This is a genomic window from Kitasatospora sp. SUK 42, assembly GCF_015776785.2.
Lineage (GTDB): Bacteria > Actinomycetota > Actinomycetes > Streptomycetales > Streptomycetaceae > Kitasatospora.
This window is the reverse complement of the sequence record NZ_LFMD02000005.1, coordinates 607637-631641: the sequence shown is the minus strand read 5'-3', so window position 1 is coordinate 631641 and position 24005 is coordinate 607637. Positions and strand designations below refer to the sequence as shown.

The window sequence follows — 24005 nt, the reverse complement described above, 5'->3', positions numbered from 1 at the left end:
TCGCCTTGCCAAGCCCGCCGCGCGGCCGCGAAATGCGGAGGACGGCCCCCGCGGTGATCCTGGAGGGGTGGGGGCGTCTCATCCAGGAGGGTGACCACATGTCCATGCTGGATAAGCTCAAGAGCCTGCTGAAGGGCCACGAGGATCAGGCGGAGAAGGGCGTCGACAAGGCGGGAAGCGCCGTCGACGAACGCACCCAGGGCAAGTACAGCGGCCAGGTCGACACCGCCGAGGAGAAGCTCAAGGAGCAGTTCCGCGACCAGCCGCCGCAGTAGGACGCGCGCGGCCGGGACCGCCCGCCGGGCCGGGGGCGGCGGCGCTCAGCCGTCGCCCCGGTCCGGCGCCGTGGGCTCCTCTCCCGTGCCGCCCGTACCGCCCGCGCCGCAGTTCTCGCACGGCCCCGGGCCGGGCCGCTCACGCAGCCGGCCGCACTCCGGGCACACCCGCTCCAGCCAACAGGCCGACTCGCCGCCTTCGTCCATGCCTTCGATGGTGCCCGAGGCAGTCGAACACATGCGAGTAGACACTGTCTACGACCGGCTGGTAGACAGGGCCCATGACCGATCAGGACAGGGACCTCCGCGCCCGGCTGGTGGCCGCGGGCGTCGAACTGGTGACCCGCGAGGGCGTCCACGCGCTCGGCCTGCGCGAGATCGCCCGCCACGCCGGCGTCTCGCACGGAGCACCGCGCCGCCACTTCCCCACCCACCGAGCCCTGCTCGCCGCCGTCGCCCAGCAGGGCTTCGGCCGGCTCACCGACGCCCTGGCCGGCGCCGACGCACTCGCCGCCACCACCGGCGCCGACGCACGAACCCGGATCGACGCCCTCGCCCGCGCCTACCTCGGCTTCGCGGCCGCCAACCCGGGCATGTTCGAGCTGATGTTCCGCCACGACCTGCTGGAGGGCAGCGGCGCCGAACTGCGCCGCACCACCCTGCCGCTGTTCCTGACCTTCGCGGGCCTGGTCGCCGAGGTCCATCCGCGGTCCGACGACCCGACCGCCGCCACCGCCGCGCTCTGGGCCAACCTGCACGGCCTCGCCCAGCTCCGCAGCTGGGGCAGCCTGCGGCTCGCCACCGGCGGGGAGGACCTCGAACCCCTGCTGCGAGCCGCCCTGGACGCCCACCTCGGCCCGGCCGACCGGTGACGCCCCGGCGCAGCCGACGGCTCGCCCTCGCCGCGAGCATCACCGGCGCCGTCCTGGTCGCCCTCGACGGCACCGTGCTGACCGTCGCCCAGCCCACCCTCCAGCGCGACCTGCACGCCTCCGTCGCCGCCGTCCAGTGGACCAGCACCGGCTACCTGGTCACCGTCGCCGCCCTGCTGGTCTTCGCCGGCCGCCTCGGCGACCGGTTCGGGCACCGGCGCGTCTTCGCGCTCGGCGTGGCGGGCTTCGCGGCCGGTTCCGCCGGGATCGCGCTCGCGCCCGGCATCGGATGGGTCATCGCGCTGCGCGTCCTCCAGGGCGTGGCGGGCGCCCTGCTCCAGCCGGCCACCCTCGGCCTGCTGCGCACGGTCTGGCCCGCCGACCGGCTGCCCGGTGCGATCGCCGTCCGGACCGCCGCCATCGGCCTCGCCGCGGCGGCCGGCCCGCTGGTCGGCGGCGCCCTCACCACGTACCTGGGCTGGCGTGCGGTCTTCCTGCTCGGCCTGCCGCCCGCCGCGGCCGCCCTGCTCGCGGCCCTCGCCGTACCCGCCGCGCGCCCCGACCAGGAACGCCCCGACCGGGAACGCCGCGACCGGGCCGCCACCGCCGCCGGGCTCGACCTGCCCGGCGCGGGTCTGCTCGCCCTCACCCTGGCCTGCCTGGTGCACGCCCTGGTCACCCTGCCGACCGACGGGTGGTCGGCGGGGACGGCACTGGGCCTCGCCACTGCCGCACTGGCCGCCCTCGCCCTCGCCCGACACGAGCGGCGCACCGCCCATCCGCTGCTGCCCGCCGCCCTGCTCCGCTCACCGACGGTCGGGCCGGCACTCGGCATCCTGCTCGCGGCCTCGGCGGCGGTGTTCGGAACGCTCTTTCCCGCCACCTACTTCCTGCAGGACGTCCTCGGCCTCGACCCCCTGCGAAGCGCCCTGCGGGCGGCGCCGCTCGCGGTGGCGATGATCCTCACGGCCATCGCCTCCGCCCGGCTGGCGAAGCGTCACGGAGAGCGCCGCACCCTGCTGTTCGGCATGGCGCTGATCGCCGTGGGCACGCTGCTCACCGCACGCCTCGACCCGTCCTCCGGCGCCGCCTCGGTCGGCTGCTGCTTCCTGTTGCTCGGCAGCGGCCTCGGTGCGGTGATGACCACGGCCACCGCGGTGATCGTCCGCGGCGCGGCCACCACCGAGGCCGGGGTCGCGGGTGGACTGCAGCAGACCGCGATGAACATCGGCCCGGCCCTGGGCGTCGCCCTCGCCGCCACCCTCGCCGGCCACACGGCACCCGGCGCGGCGCTCACCCCGACCGCCCTCGTGGCGGCCGCCGTGGCGGCGGCGGGGACGCTACCGGCCCTCCGGCTGCCCGGCCGGGCAGGCGCCGGTCAGGGGCCGGAGGTGGTCACACGCCCGTGACCGCCCGGGTGCCTCCGGCACGGGGCGTTCATCGGCTCTCCCGGGCGGAACCGGCCGCCCGTCAGATGTGCTCGCCGTGCCCGTCGCTCCCGGGCACGGCGAGTTCGTAGCGGCTGAGCCGGAAGACCGGCTTCTCGCCCGTCCGCGCGTCCGGCGCGCCTTCGACCGACACCTCGCCCCGCGGCGCGAAGCCGCGGCGCTCGTAGTAGGCCCGCAGTCGGGCGTTGGTGGCCACGCAGTCCAGCCGCAGGTAGTCGGCGCCCCTGCTCCGGACCGCGTCGGCCGCCCAGTCGAGGATGCGGGCGCCGAGGCCCGCCGCCGACCGGCGCACGGCCAGCCGGTGCAGGTAGCCCGCCTCGCCCTCGGAGTCCGCCCACAGCGGGTCCGCCCAGTCCATGGTGACCGTGCCGGCCACCTCGCCCCCGCTCCGCACCAGCCACGTCTCCCCGCGGGACAGGGCCGGTTCGACGAAGGCCGCCTCGAAACGGGCCGGCCACTGGCTGACCCCGCGGGAGCCGAGCCAGCCGGCCGCGTCGTCGAGCACGCCCAGCAGCTCGTCCATGCGGTCCAGTCCGGCCCGCTCGAAGACCACCTCGGTACCGTTCCACTCAACAGTCATGGCACGAATGATCGCAGTGGCCGCGGCGCGCGCTCCGGGCCGGGTCGGGGCTGCTCCGGTCTGCTCTGGTTCACATGAGGTCGGCCGTGGAGTAGGCGACCAGCCTCGTCACCGAGCCGTCGTCCCCGACCACGTCGCGCAGGTGCCGGAAGCCCAGTCGCCGGCACAGGGCCAGGCTGGGGGTGTTCTCCGCGCCCACCATGCCGTAGACCTCCTTGAGCCCGAGCTCGTCGGCGGCGTAGCGGATCAGGCCGCGCACCACCTCGGTGCCCAGGCCCCGGCCCCAGAAGGCCGGGGCGAGGGCGGCGACCAGTTCGTGGCCGTCGACGTTGCCGGTCTTCTTCACCTCCGCGTGGCCCGCGTATCTGCCGTCCAGCCAGAGGCCCCACACGTCGAACATCCGCTTGGGGTACACGTCGGTGAGGATCGCGCGGAAGATCACGCGGATCTCGTCCTCGGGCACCAGGTCCTGGCCCATCCAGCGGCACACGTCCGCGTCGCGCAGGAGGGCGACGAAGGAGTCCTCGTCCTCGGGCCGGTAGGGGTTGAACTCCAGGCGTTCGGTGCGCAGCGAAGGGGTCACGGCCAGCTCCTCGGGGTGTTCACGAACAGGGACGGGGACGGGGGCGGGGTGCCGGTCGGCGAAGAGGGCGCGACCGGCACCCCGCCCGGTGGGGCGGTCAGGCTCCGGTGTTCTCCATGCGCTCGCGCAGGCTCCGCGGCCGCATGTCGGTCCACACCTCGTCGACGTAGGCGGTGCACTCCGCCTCGGTGCCCTCCTTGCCGACGGGCTGCCAGCCCGCGGGCACGTCGAGGTCGGCCGGCCAGAGGGAGTACTGCTCCTCGTCGTTGCGCAGCACCTGGTAGCGGGTGTTCTCGTCCATCTCCTGCTCCTTCGTCATCGGCGGGTTCTCGTGGATGGGTCGTGGTCAGCGTCCGCCGCGGGCGTGCCGGGCGAGGTGGCGCAGGGCCTCGGCGAACTCCTCGGCCACCCGGCGTACGGTCGCGGTGTCGTGCAGGGCGGGGCGGTGGTGCCAGGTGAAGGCGAGGCGCCCCTGCTGCGCCGCGCCGACCACCTCCACCGGGTGCGAGCCGCCGTCCCGGGGGTCGTGGTCCTGGCCGAAGGAGCCGAGCTCGGCGCGGACCAGGCCGTCCTCGGCGGCCTCGGGCCGGGCGTCCCACTGGCCGAGGTAGTTGAAGACCAGTTGGCCGTGTGCTCCGGCGGCGAGGCGTTCGCGGATCTCGGGCGGGCCGAAGGTGCGCAGGGCGCCGAAGCCGAGCCCGTTCCCGGGCACCGCGCGCAGCTGGCGGCGTATCGACTTCACCAGGGCGCGCCAGTCGCGGTCCGGGCCGAGGTCCCCGGGCTCGGGGACGTGGAAGGTGACGGGGTGGACGGTGGTGAACCAGCCGACCGTGCGGGAGAGGTCGACGCCCTCCACCACGTCCTCGCGGCCGTGCCCCTCCAGGTCGAGCCGGATCCGCTCCTCGCCGGTCCAGCGGGCCAGCGCCAGGGCGAGGGCGGCCAGCAGCACGTCGTTGACGCGGGTGCGGTAGGCGGCCGGCGCGGCGCGCAGCAGCGCCTCGGTGTCCTGCTCGTCGAGTTCGACGGTGACCGCCGCCGTCCCGGCGCCGCCGGGCTCTGCCGGGTCGCCGGTCGGGTCGGCCGGGTCGGCCGGGTCGCCGGGAAGGTCGGCCGCGACGCTCACCGCCTCGTCCCAGTAGGGCAGTTCGTGGTCCAGCCCGCCCTCGGCGACATGGGCCGCGAGGCGCTGCGCCCACTCCCGGAAGGAGGTGGTGCGCTCCCCCAGGGTGATCTCGTCGCCCTGGACGGCCTGCCGGTAGGCGCTCGCCAGGTCGTCGCGCAGCACCCGCCAGGAGACGGCGTCGACGGCCAGGTGGTGGGCGACGAGGAGTAGCAGTGCCGGGCGGTCCGCCTCGCGGGTGAACAGGGCCGCGCGCAGCAGCGGGCCGCGGGCCAGGTCGAAGCCGCCGTGCAGGTCGTCGGCGGCCTTGGCCATGGCGGCGTCGGCGTCCTCGGCGGTGCGCCCGGTCAGGTCGTACCGGAGGAGGACGTCCTCGGTGCGGGCCGGCGGCGGGTTGAACTGCCGCCAGCCCGTCTCCTCACGGGTGAAGCGCATCCGCAGGGCGTCGTGGTGTTCCAGCAGGGCGTCCAGTGCGGCCCGCAGCGCCGACGGGTCGGCGTCGGCGGCGAGTTCGAGCAGCATCGACTGGTTGAAGTGGTGGTGGGCGGCGCGCGGGGTGGTCAGGAACCACTCCTGGATGGGGGTGAGCGGCACGTCGCCGGTCACCGGGCCGTCGTCGGCGCGCTGCGGGGCGGTGCGCACGACGGTGGCCAGTTCGGCGACGGTCTGGTGGGTGAAGAGGTCGCGGGTGGCCAGGTGCAGTCCGTCCCGGCGCAGCCGTGACACCACCTGCATGCTGAGGATGGAGTCGCCGCCGAGCAGGAAGAAGTTGTCGTCGGCGCCCACCTCCTCGACGCCCAGGACGTCGGCCCAGATCCGGGCGATCCGGCGTTCGGTGTCGGTCCCGGGTGCCCGGCCCGGTCCGGCGGTGGCCGGGGCGGGCGCGGGTGCGGGCAGCGCCCTCCGGTCGGTCTTGCCGTTCGGGGTGAGCGGCAGCCGCTCCAGCGGCACGAAGAGGGACGGGACCAGGTGCGGGGGCAGCAGTCCGGCGAGGTGGGTGCGCAGTTCGAGGGCCAGGCCGTCGCCCTCGGGGGCGATGGGGGTCACGTAGGCGACCAGCCGGTCGGCGCGGACGGTGACGGCGGCGTCGCGCACCAGGGGGCTGCGGCGCAGCGCGCTCTCGATCTCCCCCGGCTCGATCCGGAAGCCGCGCAGCTTGAGCTGGTCGTCGGCGCGGCCGGCGAAGCGCAGTTGGCCGTCGGCGTCGCGGCGGGCGAGGTCGCCGGTGCGGTACATGCGCTCGCCCGGTTCGCCGTACGGGTCGGCGAGGAAGCGCTGGGCGGTGAGGCCCGGGCGGCCCAGGTAGCCGCGGGCGAGGCCGGGGCCGGCCAGGTAGAGCTCGCCGGTCACGCCGGTGGGCACCGGCCGCAGGGCGGTGTCGAGGACGTAGGCGCGGGTGGCGCCGCTGGGGCGGCCGATCGCCGGTGCGCCGCTGCCCGGTGCCAGCGGGCCGGTCCAGGTGGCGACGACGGTGGCCTCGGTGGGGCCGTAGGAGTTGATCATCCGTCGGCCGGGGGCCCAGGTGTCGACCAGGTCGGCCGGGCAGGCCTCCGCGCCGACGACCAGGGTGCGCAGGGCGGGCAGCGCCGAGGCCGCCTCGGGGTCGACGGTGGCCAGGGCGGCCGGGGGGATCAGGGTGTGGCTGATGCGGCGTTCGGCGAGGACCTCGGCCAGCCGCTCGCCGACGAGCGGGCCCTCCTCGCCGGTGACCAGCGCGGCCCCGGCGAGCAGGGAGATGCACAGTTCCAGGACGGAGGCGTCGAAGCTGGGCGAGGCGAACTGGAGCACCCGGTCGCCGGGGCCGACGGCGTAGCGTTCGGCGGCGGCGGCCGCGAAGGCGGCGAGGCCGCGGTGGGTCACCAGCACGCCCTTGGGCGTTCCGGTCGATCCGGAGGTGTAGATGACGTACGCCGGGTGTCCGGGGGTGAGCGCGGTGGTGCGGTCGGCGTCGGTGGGCGGGGTCGGCGGCCCGTCGGCGGCCCACACCTCGGCCGGGTCGTCGAGCAGCAGGTGGGCGGCGGCGTCGCGCACCATGAACTCCCGCCGGGGCGCGGGGTAGTCCGGGTCGACCGGGAGGAAGGCGCCGCCGGCCTTGGCGACGGCGAGCTGGGCCACGACCATCGCGGCCGAGCGGGGCAGGGCGAGGGCGACCAGCCGCTCCGGGCCCACTCCGCGCCGGATCAGGTGGTGGGCGAGCCGGTTGGCCGCCCGGTCCACCTCGGCGTAGGTCAGTTCCCGGTCGCCGTCGAGCAGGGCGGGCGCGTCGGGAGTGCGGGCCGCCTGGCGCTCGAACAGCTCGGGCAGGGTCGCCTCGGGGACCGGGCGGAAGGTGCCGTGCGCGTGGTCCGGCCGCTCGGCCGCGCCCAGGGGCAGTGCGCCGACGGCGCGGTCCGGGTCGTCGGCGACGGCGGCCAGCAGGACGGCGAGCTGACCGGCCATCCGCTCGGCCGTGGCCGGTTCGAACAGGTCGGTGTTGTAGGTGAGCAGGCCGTGCAGGGCACCGGAGTCGGCCTCGGCGAACTCCAGGACGAGGTCGAAGGCCGTCCGCGTGGTGTCGGTCTCGACGTCCGTGACGTCGAGGCCCGGCAGGTCGAGGTCGGCGGCCGGGGCGTTCTGCAGGACGACCAGGGCCTGGAAGAGCGGGCTGCGGCTGGTGTCGCGCGCCGGCTGCACCTCGTCCACCACCCGCTCGAAGGGCACGTCCTGGTGGGCGAAGGCGTCCCGCACGGTCCGCCGCACCTCGTCGAGGAGTTCGGCGAAGGGCCGGTGGGGCTCGACCCGGGAGCGCAGCACCAGGGTGTTGACGAAGAAGCCGATGAGGTCCCGGGTCTCGGGCCGCTCGCGGCCGGAGGTGACGGTGCCGACGGCGATGTCCTGGTCGCCGCCGAGCCGGGCGAGGTAGGCCTGGGTGGCGGCGGCCAGGGTGGTGAACAGGGTGGCGCCGCGCTCCCGGCCGGTCCTCGCCAGCCGGCGGGCGGTGTCGGCGGGCAGCTCCAGCCGGACGGTGGCCCCGTTGCTGGTGCGCACCGCGGGCCTGGGCCGGTCGGTGGGCAGGCGGAGCGCCACCACACCCTCCAACTGGCGCTTCCAGTAGTCGAGTTGTTGGTCGGCGGCGGCGCCGACGGTGCGCTGCCAGTGCGCGTAGTCGGCGTACTGCACCGGCAGCGGCGCGAGCCCGGGGTGGTCGGGGTCGAGTGCGGCGCGGTAGAGGTGGGCCAGGTCCGTGAGCAGCACGCCGGTCGACCAGCCGTCGGTGACGATGTGGTGCAGGGTCAGCGCCAGCACGTGGTCCCCGTCGGCCAGCCGGACCAGGGCGGCGCGCAGCAGGGGCCCGCGGCGCAGGTCGAAGGGGCGGGCGCGTTCCGCGGCGAGCAGGCGGCGCAGCGCCGGTTCCCTTTCCGGCTCCGGCAGTTCGGCGAGGTCGTGCGCGAGCAGCGGCACGTCCTGGGGCGGGTGGATGTGCTGGACGCCGTGGCCGTCGACGCTGTCGAAGGTGGTGCGCAGCGACTCGTGCCGGGCCGTCAGGGCGCGCAGGGCCGCGCCGAGGGCGTCGGCGTCCAGCGCGCCGCGCAGCCGCAGGGCGAGCGCGGTCACGTACTCGGCGCCGCCGGGCGCGAACTCCTCCAGGAACCAGAGGCGTTGCTGGGCGTAGGACATCGGCGCCGCGCCGTCGCGGGCGACCGGGAGGACGGGCGGGCGGGCCGGGCCGCCCTGTTCCTCGGTGAGCAGCCGGGCCAGGCCGGCCGGGGTGGGGTGGTCGAACACCGCGCGGGGGGTGAGATCGGTGCCGAAGGCCTCGGCCAGGCGGGCGGTGAGCCGGATGCTGAGGATGGAGTCGCCGCCCAGCTCGAAGAAGCCCTCCGTGACGCCGGGCGGGCGGATGCCCAGGACCTCCCCGAAGACCTCGGCGGTGCGGCGTTCGGCGGCGGTGCGCGGCTCGACCCTCTCGCGGCGCCCGCCGTCGTGCTCCTCGCCGGGCGAGCCGGGGGCGGGGAGGGCGGAGCGGTCGAGCTTGCCGTTGCGGCTCAGCGGCAGGGCGGTGAGCGGGACGAACGCGGCGGGGACGAGGTAGTCGGGCAGCGTGCGGGCGGCGAAGGCCCGCAGCTCCTCCGGCTCGGCGCCGGCCGGGCCGACCACGTACGCGACCAGCCGCCGGGCGCCGGGCCGGTCCTCCCGGGCGACGACGGCGAGGTCGGCGACCCCGGGGTGGGCGGCGAGGGCGGCCTCCACCTCGCCGGGCTCGACCCGGAAGCCGCGGATCTTCACCTGGTGGTCGGCGCGGCCGAGGAATTCGACGGTGCCGTCCGGACGGCGCCGGGCGAGGTCCCCGGTGCGGTACATCCGGGCGCCGGGCGGGCCGGCCGGGTCGGCGAGGAAGCGGGCCGCCGTCGCGCCGGGGCGGCCGAGGTAGCCGCGGGCGACGCCCTCGCCGGCCAGGTACAGCTCGCCCGCGCAGCCCGGCGGGACGGGCCGCAGGCGCCGGTCGAGGACGTGGACGCGCCGGTCGTCCAGGGGGCGGCCGACGGGCACGGTGTCGGGCACCGCGGCCGCGTCGGTGAGCTCGTGGGCGGTGGCGAAGGTCGTGGTCTCGGTGGGCCCGTAGCCGTCCACCACGGTGAGCCCGGGGCAGGCGGCCAGGACTCGGCGGACGGCGGCGGCGGGCACCACGTCGCCGCCGGTCCACAGGGTGCGCAGGCCGGCGAAGCAGTCCGGCGCGTCCTGGGCGAGGAGCCGGAAGAGCCCGGCGGTGAGCCACAGCGCCGTGGGCCCGTCCGGCCCGGCGAGGCGCCGCAGCAGTGCCGCGTCCACCGGCCCGTCGGGGGCGACGAGGACGCAGCCGCCGGTGAGCAGGGGCGCCCACACCTCGAAGGTGGCGGCGTCGAAGGCCACCGGGGAGTGCAGCAGCACCCGGTCGCACCGACCGTCGGCGAAGCGGCTGTCGGTGGCGAGGGAGGCCACGTCGCGGTGCCGGACGGCCACGGCCTTGGGCTCCCCGGTGGAGCCGGAGGTGTACATCACGTAGGCCAGCCGGTCGGGGTCGGCGGGCGGCAGCGGTGCGGTGGCCGCTTCGGTCCGGACGGCTGCGACGTCGGCGGCGGTGAGGCGGCGGGTGGCGCCGGCCCGGGCGAGCAGGGTGCGGCGGCGCTCCTCGGGGGCCCGCAGGTCGACGGGCAGGTAGGCGCCGCCCGCCTTGAGGACAGCCAGTTGGGCGACGACGAGTTCGGCCGAGCGGTCCAGCTCCAGCGCGACCGGCTCCTCGGGCGCCAGGCCCTCGACGAGCAGCCGGGCCGCCAGGCTGTCCGACCACTCGTCGAGCCGGCGGTAGGTCAGTTCGCGCTCGCCGTCGCGGACGGCGGGCGCGTCGGGGGTGCGGCGGACCTGCTCGGCGAAGAGCGGCAGCGGGCTGCCCGGCGCCGCCGGGCGGGCGGTGGGGTGCCAGGCTGCGAGCAGCTCGCGGTCGGCCGGGGTGAGCAGGTCCAGGTCGGCGAGGTCGCGGTCGAGGCCCTCGGCGAGGGCGGTGAGCAGCAGGGCGAGGCGGTCGGCGGCGTCCTCGGCCGTCCGGTGGTCGAAGAGCGCCGGGTCGTAGGCGAGGTCGAAGCCGAGCCGCTCGGTGAGGTGGGCGCGCAGGCACCAGGGGAAGGTGGTGGCGTCGTCGGCGCGCACCTCGACCACCCGCACCCCGGTGCGGGCCTCGGCGGACTCGTCGACGGGGTAGTTCTCGAACACCACCATGCTGTCGAACAGCGCCTCCCCGGCGGGCAGTTCACTGAGGGCCTGGATGCGGGGCAGCGCCAGGTGGTCGAAGCGGCGGCCGTCGGCCTGGCGGTCCTGGAGGTCGCGCAGCCAGGGCAGCACCCCGCCCACGAGGATCGGGACGCGGGCCGGCACGGTGTTGATGAACATGCCGATCATCGACTCGACGCCGGGCAGTTCGGCCGGGCGCCCGGACACGGTGGTGCCGAAGACCACGTCCTCCCCGCCGCCGTAGCGCGCCAGCAGCAGCGCCCAGGCGCCCTCCACCACGGTGTTGACGGTGAGTCCGGCGGCGGCGGTGCGCTCGCGCAGCCGTACGGAGAGCGGCTCGTCCAGTTCCCGGTGGACGGCGGCGGTGGAGCGGGCGCGGTGGGCCTCGGCGGGCCGGCGGTCGTACGGCAGCGCGGTCCGTTCGGTGAACCCGGCCAGGGCGTCCGCCCAGTGGGCCTCGGCGGCCTCGTCGTCCTGCTCGCGCAGCCAGCCCAGGAAGTCCGCGAAGGGCCGCCGCACCGGGCGGGGGGCCTGCGGGCCGCCGGTCAGCGCGGCGTACTCCTCGCACACCTCGGTGAGCAGTTGGCCGGTGCTCCAGCCGTCCAGGATCAGGTGGTGGGTGGACCACAGCAGCAGGACCTCGTCGCCGGGCAGTGCGGCCAGGGTCAGCCGGGTGAGCGGCGCGGTGGTGAGGTCCAGCGCGGTGGCGCGTTCCTCGGCGAGCAGCCGCTCGGTCTCCGACTCCCGCTGCTCCGGCGACAGTTCGCGCCAGTCCAGGTGGCGGACGGGCAGTGCGGCGCGGCGGGCGACCACCTGGACGGGGTGCGGCAGGCCGCGCCAGTGCACGGCGGAGCGCAGCGCCGGGGTGCGGTCGGCGACGTGCTGCCAGGCCTCGGCGAAGGCCCTCGGATCGGCCACTCCGGCGAGGCGGACGGCGATCCGGTCGACGTAGGCGCCGTCGGTGTCGACGAGTCCGTGGAAGAGCATGCCGGACTGCAACGGGGTCAGCGGCAGCACGTCCTCGACCGCGCGGCCGTCGCCGACCAGCCGGTCCAGCCGCTCCTGGTCGAGGCCGGCCAGCGGGAAGTCCGAGGGGGTGCGGCCGCCGGCCTCGGGCCGGGCGCAGTGCGCCGCGAGTTCGCGCAGCGCGGCGGCCGTCTCCTCGGCGAGGGCACGGACGGTGGCCTCCTCGTAGACGGCCGAGGGGTAGGTCCACTCCAGTTCCAGGCGGCCGTCCTGGACGATGCCGGTGATGTCCAGCAGGTAGGGGCGGGGCGCGTCGGGGTCGGTGTCGCGTCCGGCCGGGGGCAGCGAGCCGAGGACCAGGCCGTCGGCGGCCGGGCCCCGGGCGTCCCACCGGCCGTGGTAGTTGAAGCCGATCCGCGGCGCGGCGGAGCCGGCCAGCGGGCTGTCGGGCCGCAGGTGGCGCAGCGCGCCGTGGCTGAGTCCGCGCAGCGGGACGGCGCGCAGCTGCTCCTTGACCGAGCGCAGGGTGTCGTGCCAGCCGGCCTGTGGATCGACGTGCAGGGCGAGTGGGAACTCGGCGGTGAACCAGCCGACCGTGCGGGACAGGTCGAGGTCCGCGAAGAGGTCCTCGCGGCCGTGGCCCTCCACACCGATCAGCACGGTGTCGCGGCCGCACCAGCGGGCCAGGGTGCGGCCGAGGGCGCTGAGCAGGACGTCGTTGGCCTGGGTGCGGTAGACCTCGGGGGCCAGGCGCAGCAGCGCGTCGGTGGTCGGCTCGTCCAGCGTGACGCCGACGGTGGCGGCGGTCGCGTGGGTGTTGGGGCCGGGCGAGCCGGCGGGCAGGGCGGCCGGGGCCGCGCCGGTGCGCGTCCAGTGGTCGAGGTCGCCGTCCAGGGCGCCGGAGCGGGTGTGCCGCTCCAGCCGGGTGGCCCAGTGGCCGTAGGAGGTGGCGACGGGCGGGAGTTCGACGGGGGCGCCGGTGCGGGCGGTGCGGTAGGCCGCTTCGAGGTCGGCCAGCAGGATGCGCCAGGAGACGCCGTCGACGGCCAGGTGGTGGACGGTGAGGACGAGTTGGCCGGGCTGCCCGGCGCCCCGGTCGAAGAACTGGGCGCGGACGGTACGGCCCTCGACGGGGTCGAGCGAGCGCTGGGCCTCGTCGGTGGCCTGCTGCACCCGCTGCTCCAGGGCGGCGGCGTCGAGGCCGGTCGTGTCGTGGTGGGTGAAGACGCCCTCCGCTCGCCCCTCCCCCGTCTCCTGGTGCCAGCCTTCGCCGGTGTGGCGGAAGCGGGTGCGCAGCGCCGTGTGGTGGTCCACCAGTGCGGTCACCGCCCGGTGCAGGGCCGCCGGGTCGGTGCCGGGGGCGAGTTCCAGGCGCTGGGTCATGGTGAAGCGCAGGGCCTCGCCGGGGCGGCGGCCGTCGAGGTACCAGTGCTGGATCGGGGTGAGCGGTGCCTCGCCGGGCTCGGCCTCGCCCGCCTCCGGGTGCTCCGCCAGGTCTGCGGCGTGCAGGGCGAGTTCGGCGATGTTCTGGTACCGGAAGACGTCCTTGGTGGTGAGGGCGAGTCCGGCGGCGCGGGCGCGGGAGACGATCTGGATGCTGAGGATGGAGTCGCCGCCGAGCGCGAAGAAGTTGTCCCGGGCGCCGACGCGCTCCACGCCCAGCACCTCGGCCCAGATCGCGGCGAGCCGCTGCTCGGCGCCGGGTCGCGGCGCGACGTACGGGGTGCCGCGGTCGGGCTGGGCGGGCGGTGCGGGCAGGGCGCGCCGGTCGGTCTTGCCGCCGGTGGTGCGCGGGATCCGGGCCAGCGGGACGAAGGCGGCGGGTATCAGGTGGTCGGGCAGGGTCCGGCGCAGCCAGGCCCGCAGTTCCTCGGCGGGCGGCACCCGGTCGCCGGCCGGCACCGGGTAGCCGACCAGCATGGTGCGGCCGGCGTGCTCGCGCGCGGCGACGGCGCAGTCGGCGAGGTCGGGGTGCGTCAGCAGGGCGGCCTCGACCTCCCCGGGCTCGATCCGGAACCCCCGGATCTTGACCTGCGCGTCGGCCCGGCCGAGGAACTCCAGCTGCCCGTCCGCGTCCCAGCGGGCCAGGTCGCCGGTGCGGTACATCCGGGTGCCGGGGGCGCCGAGCGGGTCGGCGAGGAAGCGGGCGGCGGTCAGCCCGGGCCGGCCCAGGTAGCCGCGGGCCACCTGCGCCCCGGCCAGGTACAGCTCCCCCGGCATCCCGGGCGGCACGGGCCGCAGGGCGGCGTCGAGCACGTACGCGCTCAGGCCCCGGCCGGGGCGGCCGATCACCGGGCGCTCGGGGTGGTCGGCGCAGCGGGCGTAGGCGGCGTCGACGGTGCACTCGGTGGGGCCGTACACGTTGTAGGCGGTGACGCCGAGGTCCGCGTGCGCCGCGCACAGCTCCCGCCAGGTGGTGGCGGGGACGGCCTCGCCGCCGACCAGCAGCAGCCGCGGGTGGTGCGGGCCGGGCGAGAGCAGTCCGGCGGCGACGAGTTCGCGCAGGAAGGACGGGGTGACGTTGACCAGGTCCAGCCGGCGGTCGACGACCTGGGCGCGGAAGGCCTGCGGGTCCAGTCGGACGTCCTCGTCGATCAGGTGGAGCTCCTGGCCGAGCGCCAGCAGCAGCGGGCCCTCCCAGCTGGTGTCGAAGGAGAAGGAGGCGCTGAGCGCGACCTTCAGCCGCTCTCCGTCGGCGGTGTGCGGGGCGACCAGCCACTCCCGGTGGTCGCGGCAGAGGTTGACCAGCTGGCGGTGTTCGACGGCCACGCCCTTGGGGCGGCCGGTGGAGCCGGAGGTGAAGATGATGTACGCGGCGTGCTGCGGCAGCAGCGGGGAGGTCCGCTCGGCGTCGGTCAGGTCGTGGCCGGGCAGGGCGTCCCAGGGCACCTCGCGCAGGGTCCGCTCGGTGAGCACGGCCTGCGGCCGGGCGTCGTCGAGGAGGAGGGCGGCCCGCTCCTCGGGCAGGTCCGGGTCGACGAAGAGCAGGGTGGCGCCCGCCTTGAGCACCGCGAACAGCGCGACGAGCAGTTCGGAGGTGCGCGGCAGCCGGACGGCGACGACCCGCTCGGGGCCGGCGCCGAGGGCGGCGAGGTGGCGGGCGAGCCGGTTGGCCCGGGCGTTGAGGGCGGCGAAGTCGAGGGTGGCGTCCCGGGCGACCAGGGCGGTGGCGTGCGGGGTGCGGGCGGCCTGCGCCTCGAACAGGGCGGTGAAGGTGGTGTCCGGCCCGGGAAGCGGCCCGCCCCTTCCCTGGGCGAGCACGAGGCGCCGTTCCTCGGCCGTCATCAGCGGCAGCGCGCCGACGGCCGTCCCGGGCGCCTCGGCGGCGGCCGCCAGCAGGGTGGCCAGCCGGGCGGCCAGGTTCTCGGCGGTGCGGGCGTCGAACAGCCCGGTGCTGTACTCCAGGTAGCCGGTGAGGCCGCCGTCGCGTTCGACGAAGTCGAAGGAGAGGTCGAAGGTGGCGCCCAGGACCGGCGGGGTCACCGGCTCCACCGTCAGGCCCGGCAGCCGCGGGGCCTCGGCGCCGAGGTTGTGCAGGGCGACCATGACCTGGAACAGCGGGGTGCGGCTGGTGTCGCGCTCCGGCTGGAGGGCGTCCACCAGCCGTTCGAAGGGCACCTCCTGGTGGGCGAGGGCCGTGAGGACGGTCTCGCGGGCGGCGGCCAGGTGCTCGCGGAAGCTCTCCTCCGGGCGGACGGTGCCGCGCAGCACCAGGGTGTTGACGAACATGCCGACCACGTCGTGGAGTTCGCCGCGTTCGCGGCCCGAGGTGACGGTGCCGACGGCGATGTCCGACTGCCCGGCCCAGCGGGCGAGCAGCACCTGGCAGGCCGCCAGGAGGACGGTGTAGAGGGTGCCGTCGGCCTCCCGGCCGCGCTCGCGCAGCCGCTCCGTCAGCTCGGCGGGCAGGGTGAAGGTGACCAGCGCGCCGTCCCGGGTGCGGACGGCGGGGCGCGGCCGGTCGGTGGGCGGCTCCAGCGGGGTCAGGCCCGCCAGGGCCTGGCGCCAGTGGTCGAGGTCCGCCTGGGCGTGCTCGGTCCGGGTGCGCTGCCAGGCCGCGAAGTCGGTGTAGCGCACGGGCAGTTCGGGCAGGTTCGGCCGGCGGCGCTCGACGGCCGCCGCGTACAGCTCGCCCAGGTCGCGGCCCAGGACGCCCAGGGACCAGCCGTCGGTGGCGATGTGGTGCACGGCCAGCGCCAGGACGTGCTCGTCCTCGGCCGTCCGGGCCAGGTGGGCGCGCAGCAGCGGCCCGGTGGCGAGGTCGAACGGCGTGGTGGCGACCTCCTCCAGCAGCGCGTCGAGGTCGGCCGGGTGGACGTCCCGGCACGGCAGCTCGACGGGGTGCGGCGGGCGTACGACCTGCCGGGCCCGGCCGTCCCGTTCGGCGAAGGTGGTCCGCAGCGCCTCGTGCCGCTCGACCAGGGCGTCGAGCGCGGCGCCCAGCGCGGCCCGGTCGAGCGTTCCGCGCAGCCGCAGGACGGACATCGAGGTGTACTCGGTGCTGCCGGGCTCGAAGCGGTCGAGGAACCAGAGCCGCTGCTGGGCGTAGGACAGCGGCGGTTCGGTGCCCGGGTCGGCGGCGGGGATGACGTCGGGGCCGTCCGCGCCTCCCGGTTCGCCGAGGGCCTCGGCGAGGTCGGCGAGCACGGGATGGCTGAACAGCAGCCGGGGCGAGAGGTCCGTGGAGCCGAAGGCGGCGCGCAGTCGCGCGGTGACCCGGACGGCGAGGATGGAGTCGCCGCCGAGCGCGAAGAAGTCGTCCTCGGCGCCGACCTCGCCGGTGTGCAGGACCTCCGTCCAGGCCTCGGCGACCAGCCGTTCGGCGCGGGTGCGGGGCGCGGTGCGCTCGCGGCCGGCCGCGGTCGCGTAGCCGTCCGGGCCGGGGGCGGGCAGGGCGCGCCGGTCGAGCTTGCCGTTGGGGGTGAGCGGCAGGGCCGCCAGCGGGACGTAGGCGGCGGGCACCAGGTAGGCGGGCAGCAGCCGCTCCAGGTGGGCGCGCAGTTCGGCGGCGGTCGGGGGCGGCGCGGAGCCCTCGGCGACGACGTGGGCGACCAGCCGGCGGGTGCCGGAGGCGTCCTCGTGGACGCCCACGGTGGCGAGGGCCACGCCGGGGTGGGCCTGGAGGGCGGCCTCGATCTCGCCGGGTTCGATCCGGTAGCCCCGGATCTTGACCTGGGTGTCGGCGCGGCCCAGGTAGCGCAGGGTGCCGTCGTGCTGCCAGCGCGCCCGGTCGCCGGTGCGGTACATCCGGGTGCCGGGGGCGCCGAACGGGTCGGCGAGGAAGCGGGCGGCGGTCAGTCCGGGCCGGTTGAGGTAGCCGCGGGCCAGTCCCTCCCCCGCCACGTACAGCTCGCCCACCGCGCCCGGGGGCACCGGGGCGAGGTCGGCGTCGAGCACGTACAGCCGCAGGTCGGGGATGCCGGTGCCGATCGGGCCGGGGCCGCCGGCGGCGGTGCTCGCGCGGTCCAGTTCGGCGTGGGTGACGTGCACGGTGGTCTCGGTGATGCCGTACATGTTGACCAGGCGCGGCGCGTCCTCGGGGTGGCGGTCGTACCAGTCGGCGAGGCGGGTGACGTCCAGCGCCTCGCCGCCGAAGACCACCGTGCGCAGCGTCAACCGGCTTGAGGGTTCCGGGTGTTCGGCGTCCGCGCGGGCCAGCGGGTAGAACGCGGACGGGGTCTGGTTGAGGACGGTGACCCGTTCGTCGGCGAGCAGCCGCAGGAAGTCCTCCGGGGAGCGGGCGGTGTCCTCGGGCACGACGACGAGCCGGCCGCCGTGCAGCAGCGGGCCCCACAGCTCCCAGACCGAGAAGTCGAAGGTGTAGGAGTGGAACAGCGTCCAGACGTCCCGCTCGTCGAAGCCGAACCGGCTCCGGGTCTGCTCGAACAGCCGCACCACGTTGGCGTGGGGCACCACGACGCCCTTGGGGCGGCCGGTGGAGCCGGAGGTGAAGATGGCGTAGGCGGGGCTGTCGGGCAGCGGGCGGTGCCGGGCGGGCAGCGGGCCGGCCGGGCGGCGGGCCAGGTCGGCGCGCACCCCGGGGTCGGCGAGGGCGAGGACGGGCACCTCGGCGGGTACGGCGGAGGTCGTCACCAGGGCCACCGGGGCGGCGTCGCGCAGCAGTTGGTCGCGGCGCTCGGCGGGCAGGCCCGGGTCGAGCGGCAGGTAGGCCGCGCCGGTCTTGAGGACGGCGAGGACGGCGACCACCAGCTCGGCCGTGCGGGGCAGCGCGAGGGCGACGAACTCCTCCGGCCCGGCGCCGAGTTCGGCCAGCCGGTGGGCGAGCCGGTCGGCCCGGGCGTCCAGGGTGGCGTAGTCGAGGCGCTCCTCGCCGGAGGTGACGGCCTCGGCGTGCGGGGTGCGGGCGGCCTGCGCCTCGAACAGGTCCACCAGGGTGCGGTCGGGCCGGCCCTGCGCGGTGCCGTTCCAGTCGACCAGCAGGCGCCGCCGCTCCTCGGCGGTGGTCCACTCCAGGGCGCGCAGCGGGCGGTCCAGCCCCCGGGCGAGGTCGGTGAGCAGCAGGCGGAGCCGGTCGGCGAGGGTGCGCACGGTCGCGGCCTCGAACAGCTCCGGGTCGTAGGCGAGGTCGAAGCCGAGGCGCTCGCCCTGGTGGGCGCGCAGGACGAGGGGGTAGTTGGTGGCGTCCCGCGAGGCGACCTCGGCCAGGCGCACCCCGGTGCCGGCCGTGCGGGCGTCGTCGAAGGGGTAGTTCTCGAAGGCGACGAGGCTGTCGAACAGGGCGCCGCCGGCCGGGACGTCGCTGAGGCCGGTGAGTTCGGCGAGCGAGACGGCGGCGTGCCGCCGGGCCTCGGCCTGGGCCTCCTGGAGCTCCCGCAGCCAGGCGGCGGCGGTGCGGCCGCCGTCCACCCGGACCCGGGTGGGCAGGGTGTTGATGAACATGCCGATCATCGACTCGACGCCGGGCAGTTCCTCGGGGCGGCCGGAGACGGTCGTGCCGAACAGCACGTCCGGCTCGCCGCTGTAGCGGGACAGCAGCAGCGCCCAGGCGCCCTGGACGACGGTGCCCAGGGTCAGCCCGGCCTGCCGGGCGGTGCGGGCCAGCCGCTCGGAGACCTCCTCGGACAGGGCGCCGGTGCGGGCCTCGGCGGAGCGGGCCCGGTGGGCCTCGTGCCGGACCCGGTCGACGGGCAGCGGGGTGGCGGTGGCGAAGCCGTCGAGCACGCCCCGCCAGTGCGTGCGGGCGGCCCCGGTGTCCTGCTCGGCGAGCCAGTGCACGTAGTCGGCGAAGGGCCGGCGCACCGCCGGTGCGGGCGCGCCGCCGGTGGTGAGCGCCGCGTACTCGTCGAACACGTCGGTGAGCACCTGGGCGAGGCTCCAGCCGTCCAGGATCAGGTGGTGGGAGGTCCACAGCAGGTGCAGCCGGGCCTCGGGCAGTTGGACCAGGGTGAGCCGGGTGAGCGGCGCCGTGGCGAGGTCCAGCCCGCGGGCGAGGTCGTCGGCGCTCAGCCGGGCCAGCCGTTCGGCGCGCTCGCCCGGGTCGACGGCCCTCAGGTCCAGGTGGGTGACGGGCAGCCGGACGCCCCGGCGTACGACCTGGAGCGGCGCGGGGACGCCCTCCCACACCACCGAGGTGCGCAGCGCGGGCGTGCGGTCGGCGACCCGCTGCCAGGCGAGGGCGAGGGCGTGCGGGTCGGCGACGCCCTCCAGCAGCAGGGCGGCCTGGTCCAGGTAGACGTCGTCGGGGCCGCCGACCAGGCGGTGGAAGAGCATGCCCTCCTGGAGCGGGGTCAGCGGCAGCAGGTCCTCCACGTCGCGTCCGTCGCCGACGATGCGGTCCACGCCGGCCTGGTCCAGGCCGGCCAGCGGGTAGTCGGAGGGGGTGCGGCCGCCGGCGCCGGGGCGGGCGCAGTGCTCGACGATGGCGGTCAGTGCGGCGGTGGTGGCCTCGGCGAGGGCGCGGACGGTGGCCGTCTCGTGCACCTGGTCGCTGTAGTGCCAGGTGAGTTCGAGTTCGCCGTCGGCGACCACGGCGGTGACGTCGAGCAGGTGGTCCAGCGGTTCCCCGGGGGCGAGGTCCCGGCCCGGCGCCGGCCCGGCGGGGGCGAAGTCCCCGCCGGTGGGGGCCGTCCACTGCCCGTGGTAGTTGAAGGAGACCTGGGGCAGCGGGACGTCCCGCAGGGCGCGGGCGGCCGGGTCGGGCGAGCCGAGCCGGGCGAGTGCCTCGTAGCTCAGGCCCCGGCGGGGGACGGCCCGCAGCCGTTCCTTGACGGCCTTGAGCGTGGCGGCCCAGTCCGGTGCGTGGGCGGGGCCCGCCGGGGTGAGGGTGACGGGGTACTGGGTGGTGAACCAGCCGACGGTGCGGGAGAGGTCGACGCCGTCGAACAGTTCCTCACGGCCGTGGCCCTCCAGGGCGACGGTCACCCGGTCGCGGCCCGTCCAGTCGGCGAGGGCCCGGCCCAGGGCGCTGAGCAGCACGTCGTTGACCTGGGTCCGGTAGACCTCGGGGACCTTGCGCAGCAGCGCGCCGGTGGTGGGGCCGTCCAGCCGGGTGCGCAGGGTGCGGACGGAGTCGGCCGTGGGGGTGCCGGGGTGGTCGACGGGCAGCGGGTCGGCCGGTGCCCGGGTCTCGGCGGTCCAGTACGGCAGGTCCTCGTCGAGCGCGCCCTCCCCGGTGTGCTCGGCGAGCCGGTGGGCCCAGTCGGTGAACGGGGTGTGCTCGGGCTCCGGATGCGGGCGCTCCCCCGCCGCGGCCTGACGGTAGGCCTGCTCCAGCTCGGGGAGCAGCACCCGCCAGGAGACGCTGTCCACCGCCAGGTGGTGGGCGGTCAGGAGGAGTTGGGGGCGGTCGTCGCAGCTCGGCCGGAACAGGACGGCGCGCAGCAGCTCGCCGGTGGCCGGGTCCAGGGCGGCGCGGGCGGCGTCGGCGGCCCCGGCCCGGTCGGCGGCTTCAGCCCGGTCGAGCGCGGTCAGCGGTGCGGTGTCCGGGGCCGGGACGGGCTGCTGGCGCCAGCCGTCCCCGGTGCGGGTGAAGCGGGTGCGCAGCGCCGGGTGGGCGGCGAGCAGCGCCCGCAGGGCGCGTTCCAGGGCCGGTTCGTCGAGGTCGTGCGGCAGGTCGAGCAGCACCGACATGGTGAAGTGCCGCAGCGGGCCGTGGGCGGCGAGGAACCACTCCTGGACGGGCGTCAGCGGGGCCGGCCCGTCCGCACGGCGCGGCCCGGCGGGGGCCTGGGCGGTCGGCTCGGTGGCCGGGCGGGCGGCGGCGGCCAGGTCGGCGACGGTCTGGTGGCGGAAGACGTCCTGGGAGCCGATCCGCAGGCCGGCGGCGCGGGCCCGGGAGACGGCCTGGATGCTCAGGATGGAGTCGCCGCCGAGTTCGAAGAAGTTGTCGGTGACGCCCACTTTCGCCACGCCCAGCACCTCGGCCCAGATCCGGGCCAGGGTCTCCTCGTCGGGGGTGCGCGGGGCGACGAACTCCCCCTCCCGTGCGTCGCCTTCGGGGTCGGGGGCGGGCAGTGCGCGGCGGTCGAGCTTGCCGCTGGTGGTGAGCGGCAGGGCGTCGAGCGCGGTGAAGGAGGACGGCACCATGTGGTCGGGCAGCACCCGGCGCAGTGCCGCCCGCAGTTCGGCGGCGGGGCGGGCCGCGCCGTCGGCGTGGACGAGGTAGGCCGCCAGCCGGGTGTGGCCGCGGGCGTCGGGTACGGCGAGGACGGCGGCCGCGGTGACCTGCGGCAGGTCGAGCAGCGCGGCCTCGATCTCGCCGGGTTCGATCCGGTGGCCGCGCACCTTGACCTGGTCGTCGAGGCGCCCGAGGTACTCCAGCCGCCCGTCGGCGGTCCAGCGGGCGAGGTCGCCGGTGCGGTACATCCGGGTGCCGGGCGGCCCGTACGGGTCGGCGGGGAAGCGGGCGGCGGTCAGGCCGGGGCGGCCGGCGTAGCCGCGGGCGACCTGCTCGCCCGCCAGGTGGAGTTCGCCGCCGACGCCGGGCGGCACCGGCTGGAGCCGGTCGTCGAGCACGTACGCCCGGACGTTGGGCAGCGGGCGGCCGACCAGCGGCCGGTCCTCGGCGGCGATGCGGCAGGCGAGCGCGTCGACGGTGCACTCGGTGGGGCCGTAGTAGTTGTAGGCGGCGACGTCCGGGCGGGCGGCGAGTTCGCGCCAGAGCCGGGGCCCGACCGCCTCGCCGCCGAGCATCAGCACCCGGGGGCGGTGGCGGGGGTCGTCGAGCAGTCCGGCGGGCAGGAGTTGGCGCAGGTAGGAGGGGGTGACGTCGAGGAAGTCGACGCGGTGGCGCACGACGTACTCGACCAGGGCGGCCGGGTCCATCCGGGTCTGCTCGTCGACGAGGTGCAGCGGGTGGCCGTCGGCCATCAGCAGCACGCCCTCCAGGGAGGTGTCGAAGGAGAACGAGGCGGTCAGGGCGACCCGCAGCGGCCCGCCGCCGGCGTCGGCGACGAAGCCGGCCCGGTGGGCGGCGAGCAGGTTGACCAGGGCGCGGTGCGGGACGGCGACGCCCTTGGGACGGCCGGTGGAGCCGGAGGTGTAGAGCACGTACGCGGTGTTCGACGGGTCCGGCGGGGTGAGCGGGCGGGCGCCGTCGGGGCCGGTGCCGGGCAGCGCGCGCAGTGTCTCCTCGTCCAGGACGAGGGCCGGGCGGGCGTCCTCCAGCAGGTACCGGACGCGTTCGTCCGGCAGTGCCGGGTCCAGCGGCAGGTATCCGGCGCCCGTCTTCCAGACGGCGAGGATCGCCGCGACCAGGTCGGCGGTGCGCGGCAGCCGCAGCGCGACCAGCCGTTCGGGGCCGGCGCCGAGGGCGGCGAGGTGGTGGGCGAGCCGGTCGGCGCGGGCGTCGAGGGCCGCGTAGTCCAGCTGCTCGTCCCCGGCGAGCAGGGCCGGGGCGTGCGGGGTGAGGGCGGCGCGGCGCCGGAACAGCTCGGGGTAGGTGGTCTCCTCGACGGGCAGCGCGGTGGCGTTCCAGTCCGAGGTCACCTGCCGGGTCTCCCGCTCCGAGAGCAGCGGCAGGGTGCCGAGCGGGCGGTCCGGTTCGGCGGCGGCGCCCTCCAGCAGTCGCAGCAGCTGCTCGGCCATCCGCTGCGCGGTGGGCGCGTCGAAGAGGTCGGCGCGGTACTCCAGCAGGCCGGTGAGCGCCTCGCCGTCGGGGACGAACTCCACGCTGAGGTCGAAGGTGGCGGCCTGCCGGGGCACGGCGACCGGGGAGAGCGCGAGCCCGTGCGGGGCCCGGGCCTCGGGGGGCGCGGGGTGCAGCAGGACGAGGACGTCGAACAGCGGGTTTCGGCCCGCCTCGCGGGGCGCGCCAGCCGCCTCGACGATCCGCTCGAAGGGCGTGTCGCCGTGGGCGAGCGCGTCGTTGCCCGTCTCGGTGGCGGCTGCCAGCAGGGCGCGGAAGGAGTCGGAGGGCTCCACCCGGGTGCGCAGGACCACGGTGTTGACGAAGCAGCCGACGGCGCGTTCCAGCTCGGTGCGGGTGCGCCCGGGCGTCAGGGAGCCGACGGTGACGTCCTGCCGGCCGGACCAGCGGGCCAGCAGCGCCTGGGTGGCGGCGACCAGGGCGGTGTGCAGGGTGCCGTGCCGTTCGGTGGCGAGTTCGCGCAGCCGGGCGGTGAGCGGCGCGGGGACGGTGAAGGTGTGGACGGCTCCGGGGCCGGCCTCCTCGCCGCGCCGCGGGTGGTCCAGCGGGAGCTCCGGCGCCACCGCCCCGGTCAACTTCTCCTTCCAGTGGCCGAGTTGCCTCTCCAGGCGATCCCCGGAGAGCTGCTCGCGCTGCCACACGGCGAAGTCCGGGTACTGGGCGGCCACCTCGGGCAGCTCCGGTTCGGCGCCCCGGGCGAGGGCGTCGTAGGCGGTGCACAGCTCGTCCAGGACGACGCCCATCGACCAGCCGTCGGTGACGATGTGGTGCGCGGTCAGCTGGAGGACGTGCGCGGTGTCCGACTCGCGCACCAGCAGGGCGCGCAGCAGCGGCCCCTCGCGGAGGTCGAAGGGGCGGGAGTACTCCTGGAGCAGGATCGCGTCGAGGGCCTGCGCGTCGAGCGCCCGCGTGTCGGCGGGCTCCTTCAGCGGCAGCGGCACCGGCCCGGCGGGCCGGACGGTCTGCACCGGCCGGCCGTCGGCCTCCTCGAACACGGTGCGCAGCCCCTCGTGCCGTGCCACGACGGCGGCCAGCGCCCCGGCGAGCGCGGTGCGGTCCAGCGGCCCGGTGAGGCGGACGGCGATCGCGCTGTTGTAGCGCGGATCGCCGGGCCGCAGCCGGTCCAGGAACCACAGGCGCTGCTGGACGAAGGAGGGCGGCAGCGGTCGGCCGCGGTCGGCGCGCGGGATGGCCCGCTCGGCGGCGGCCTCGGCACCGCCGGAGCGTCCGGCGAGCCGGAGCCGCAGCGCTTCGCGCAGGTCGGCGGGCAGGGCGGCGGCGCGGTCTCGCTTCGAAGGCGTCATGGTCG

The 24005-nt window shown here is 76.6% G+C and carries 8 protein-coding genes; 3 read left to right on the top strand and 5 right to left on the bottom strand.

Features of this window, described 5'->3' with window-relative positions:
- Positions 1-98: 98 nt before the first annotated feature.
- Positions 99-275, top strand: a complete 177-nt coding sequence (locus tag RZ50_RS21255; protein ID WP_196947442.1) for an antitoxin — start codon at positions 99-101, stop codon at positions 273-275.
- A gap of 45 nt (positions 276-320) precedes the next feature.
- On the opposite strand, the gene RZ50_RS21250 is transcribed toward RZ50_RS21255, so the two are convergent.
- The gene (locus RZ50_RS21250) at positions 321-482 is read right to left on the bottom strand and encodes a hypothetical protein (protein ID WP_196947441.1); all 162 of its coding nucleotides are present in this window, start codon (positions 480-482) and stop codon (positions 321-323) included.
- A gap of 74 nt (positions 483-556) precedes the next feature.
- Here RZ50_RS21250 and RZ50_RS29390 point away from each other — a divergent pair, with 74 nt between their 5' ends.
- Both RZ50_RS29390 and RZ50_RS21245 read left to right on the top strand, forming a co-directional pair.
- Positions 557-1147 (top strand): TetR/AcrR family transcriptional regulator, encoded by a 591-nt coding sequence (locus RZ50_RS29390; RefSeq protein ID WP_254802897.1) that lies wholly within the window; start codon positions 557-559, stop codon positions 1145-1147.
- Positions 1144-2556 carry an MFS transporter gene (locus RZ50_RS21245; RefSeq protein WP_308271996.1) on the top strand — a complete coding sequence of 471 codons (1413 nt, stop codon included), beginning with the start codon at positions 1144-1146 and terminating at the stop codon, positions 2554-2556. The genes RZ50_RS29390 and RZ50_RS21245 overlap by 4 nt, the downstream gene beginning before the upstream one ends.
- Before the next feature lie 61 nt (positions 2557-2617).
- Here RZ50_RS21245 and RZ50_RS21240 read toward each other — a convergent pair whose 3' ends face one another.
- From RZ50_RS21240 to RZ50_RS21225, 4 genes are all read right to left on the bottom strand, one after another.
- Positions 2618-3175, bottom strand: a complete 558-nt coding sequence (locus RZ50_RS21240; RefSeq protein WP_196948639.1) for a GNAT family N-acetyltransferase — start codon at positions 3173-3175, stop codon at positions 2618-2620.
- A gap of 70 nt (positions 3176-3245) precedes the next feature.
- On the bottom strand, positions 3246-3758 hold the full coding sequence (locus RZ50_RS21235; RefSeq protein WP_196948638.1) for a GNAT family N-acetyltransferase: 513 nt from the start codon (positions 3756-3758) through the stop codon (positions 3246-3248).
- Positions 3759-3855: 97 nt separating this feature from the next.
- A complete protein-coding gene (locus RZ50_RS21230; RefSeq protein WP_196948640.1) occupies positions 3856-4059 on the bottom strand; it encodes an MbtH family protein in 204 nt (67 codons plus the stop codon).
- 45 nt (positions 4060-4104) lie between these two features.
- Positions 4105-24000 carry a non-ribosomal peptide synthase/polyketide synthase gene (locus RZ50_RS21225; protein WP_217680694.1) on the bottom strand — a complete coding sequence of 6632 codons (19896 nt, stop codon included), beginning with the start codon at positions 23998-24000 and terminating at the stop codon, positions 4105-4107.
- Between the last annotated feature and the right edge of the window lie 5 nt (positions 24001-24005).

What these genes read in the sequence shown, in the direction of transcription:
- RZ50_RS21255 (WP_196947442.1), top strand. Translation starts at nt 99, where the DNA reads ATGTCCATGCTGGATAAGCTCAAGAGCCTGCTGAAGGGCCACGAGGAT.
- RZ50_RS21250 (WP_196947441.1), bottom strand. Translation starts at nt 482, where the DNA reads ATGGACGAAGGCGGCGAGTCGGCCTGTTGGCTGGAGCGGGTGTGCCCG.
- RZ50_RS29390 (WP_254802897.1), top strand. Translation starts at nt 557, where the DNA reads ATGACCGATCAGGACAGGGACCTCCGCGCCCGGCTGGTGGCCGCGGGC.
- RZ50_RS21240 (WP_196948639.1), bottom strand. Translation starts at nt 3,175, where the DNA reads ATGACTGTTGAGTGGAACGGTACCGAGGTGGTCTTCGAGCGGGCCGGA.
- RZ50_RS21230 (WP_196948640.1), bottom strand. Translation starts at nt 4,059, where the DNA reads ATGGACGAGAACACCCGCTACCAGGTGCTGCGCAACGACGAGGAGCAG.
- RZ50_RS21225 (WP_217680694.1), bottom strand. Translation starts at nt 24,000, where the DNA reads ATGACGCCTTCGAAGCGAGACCGCGCCGCCGCCCTGCCCGCCGACCTG.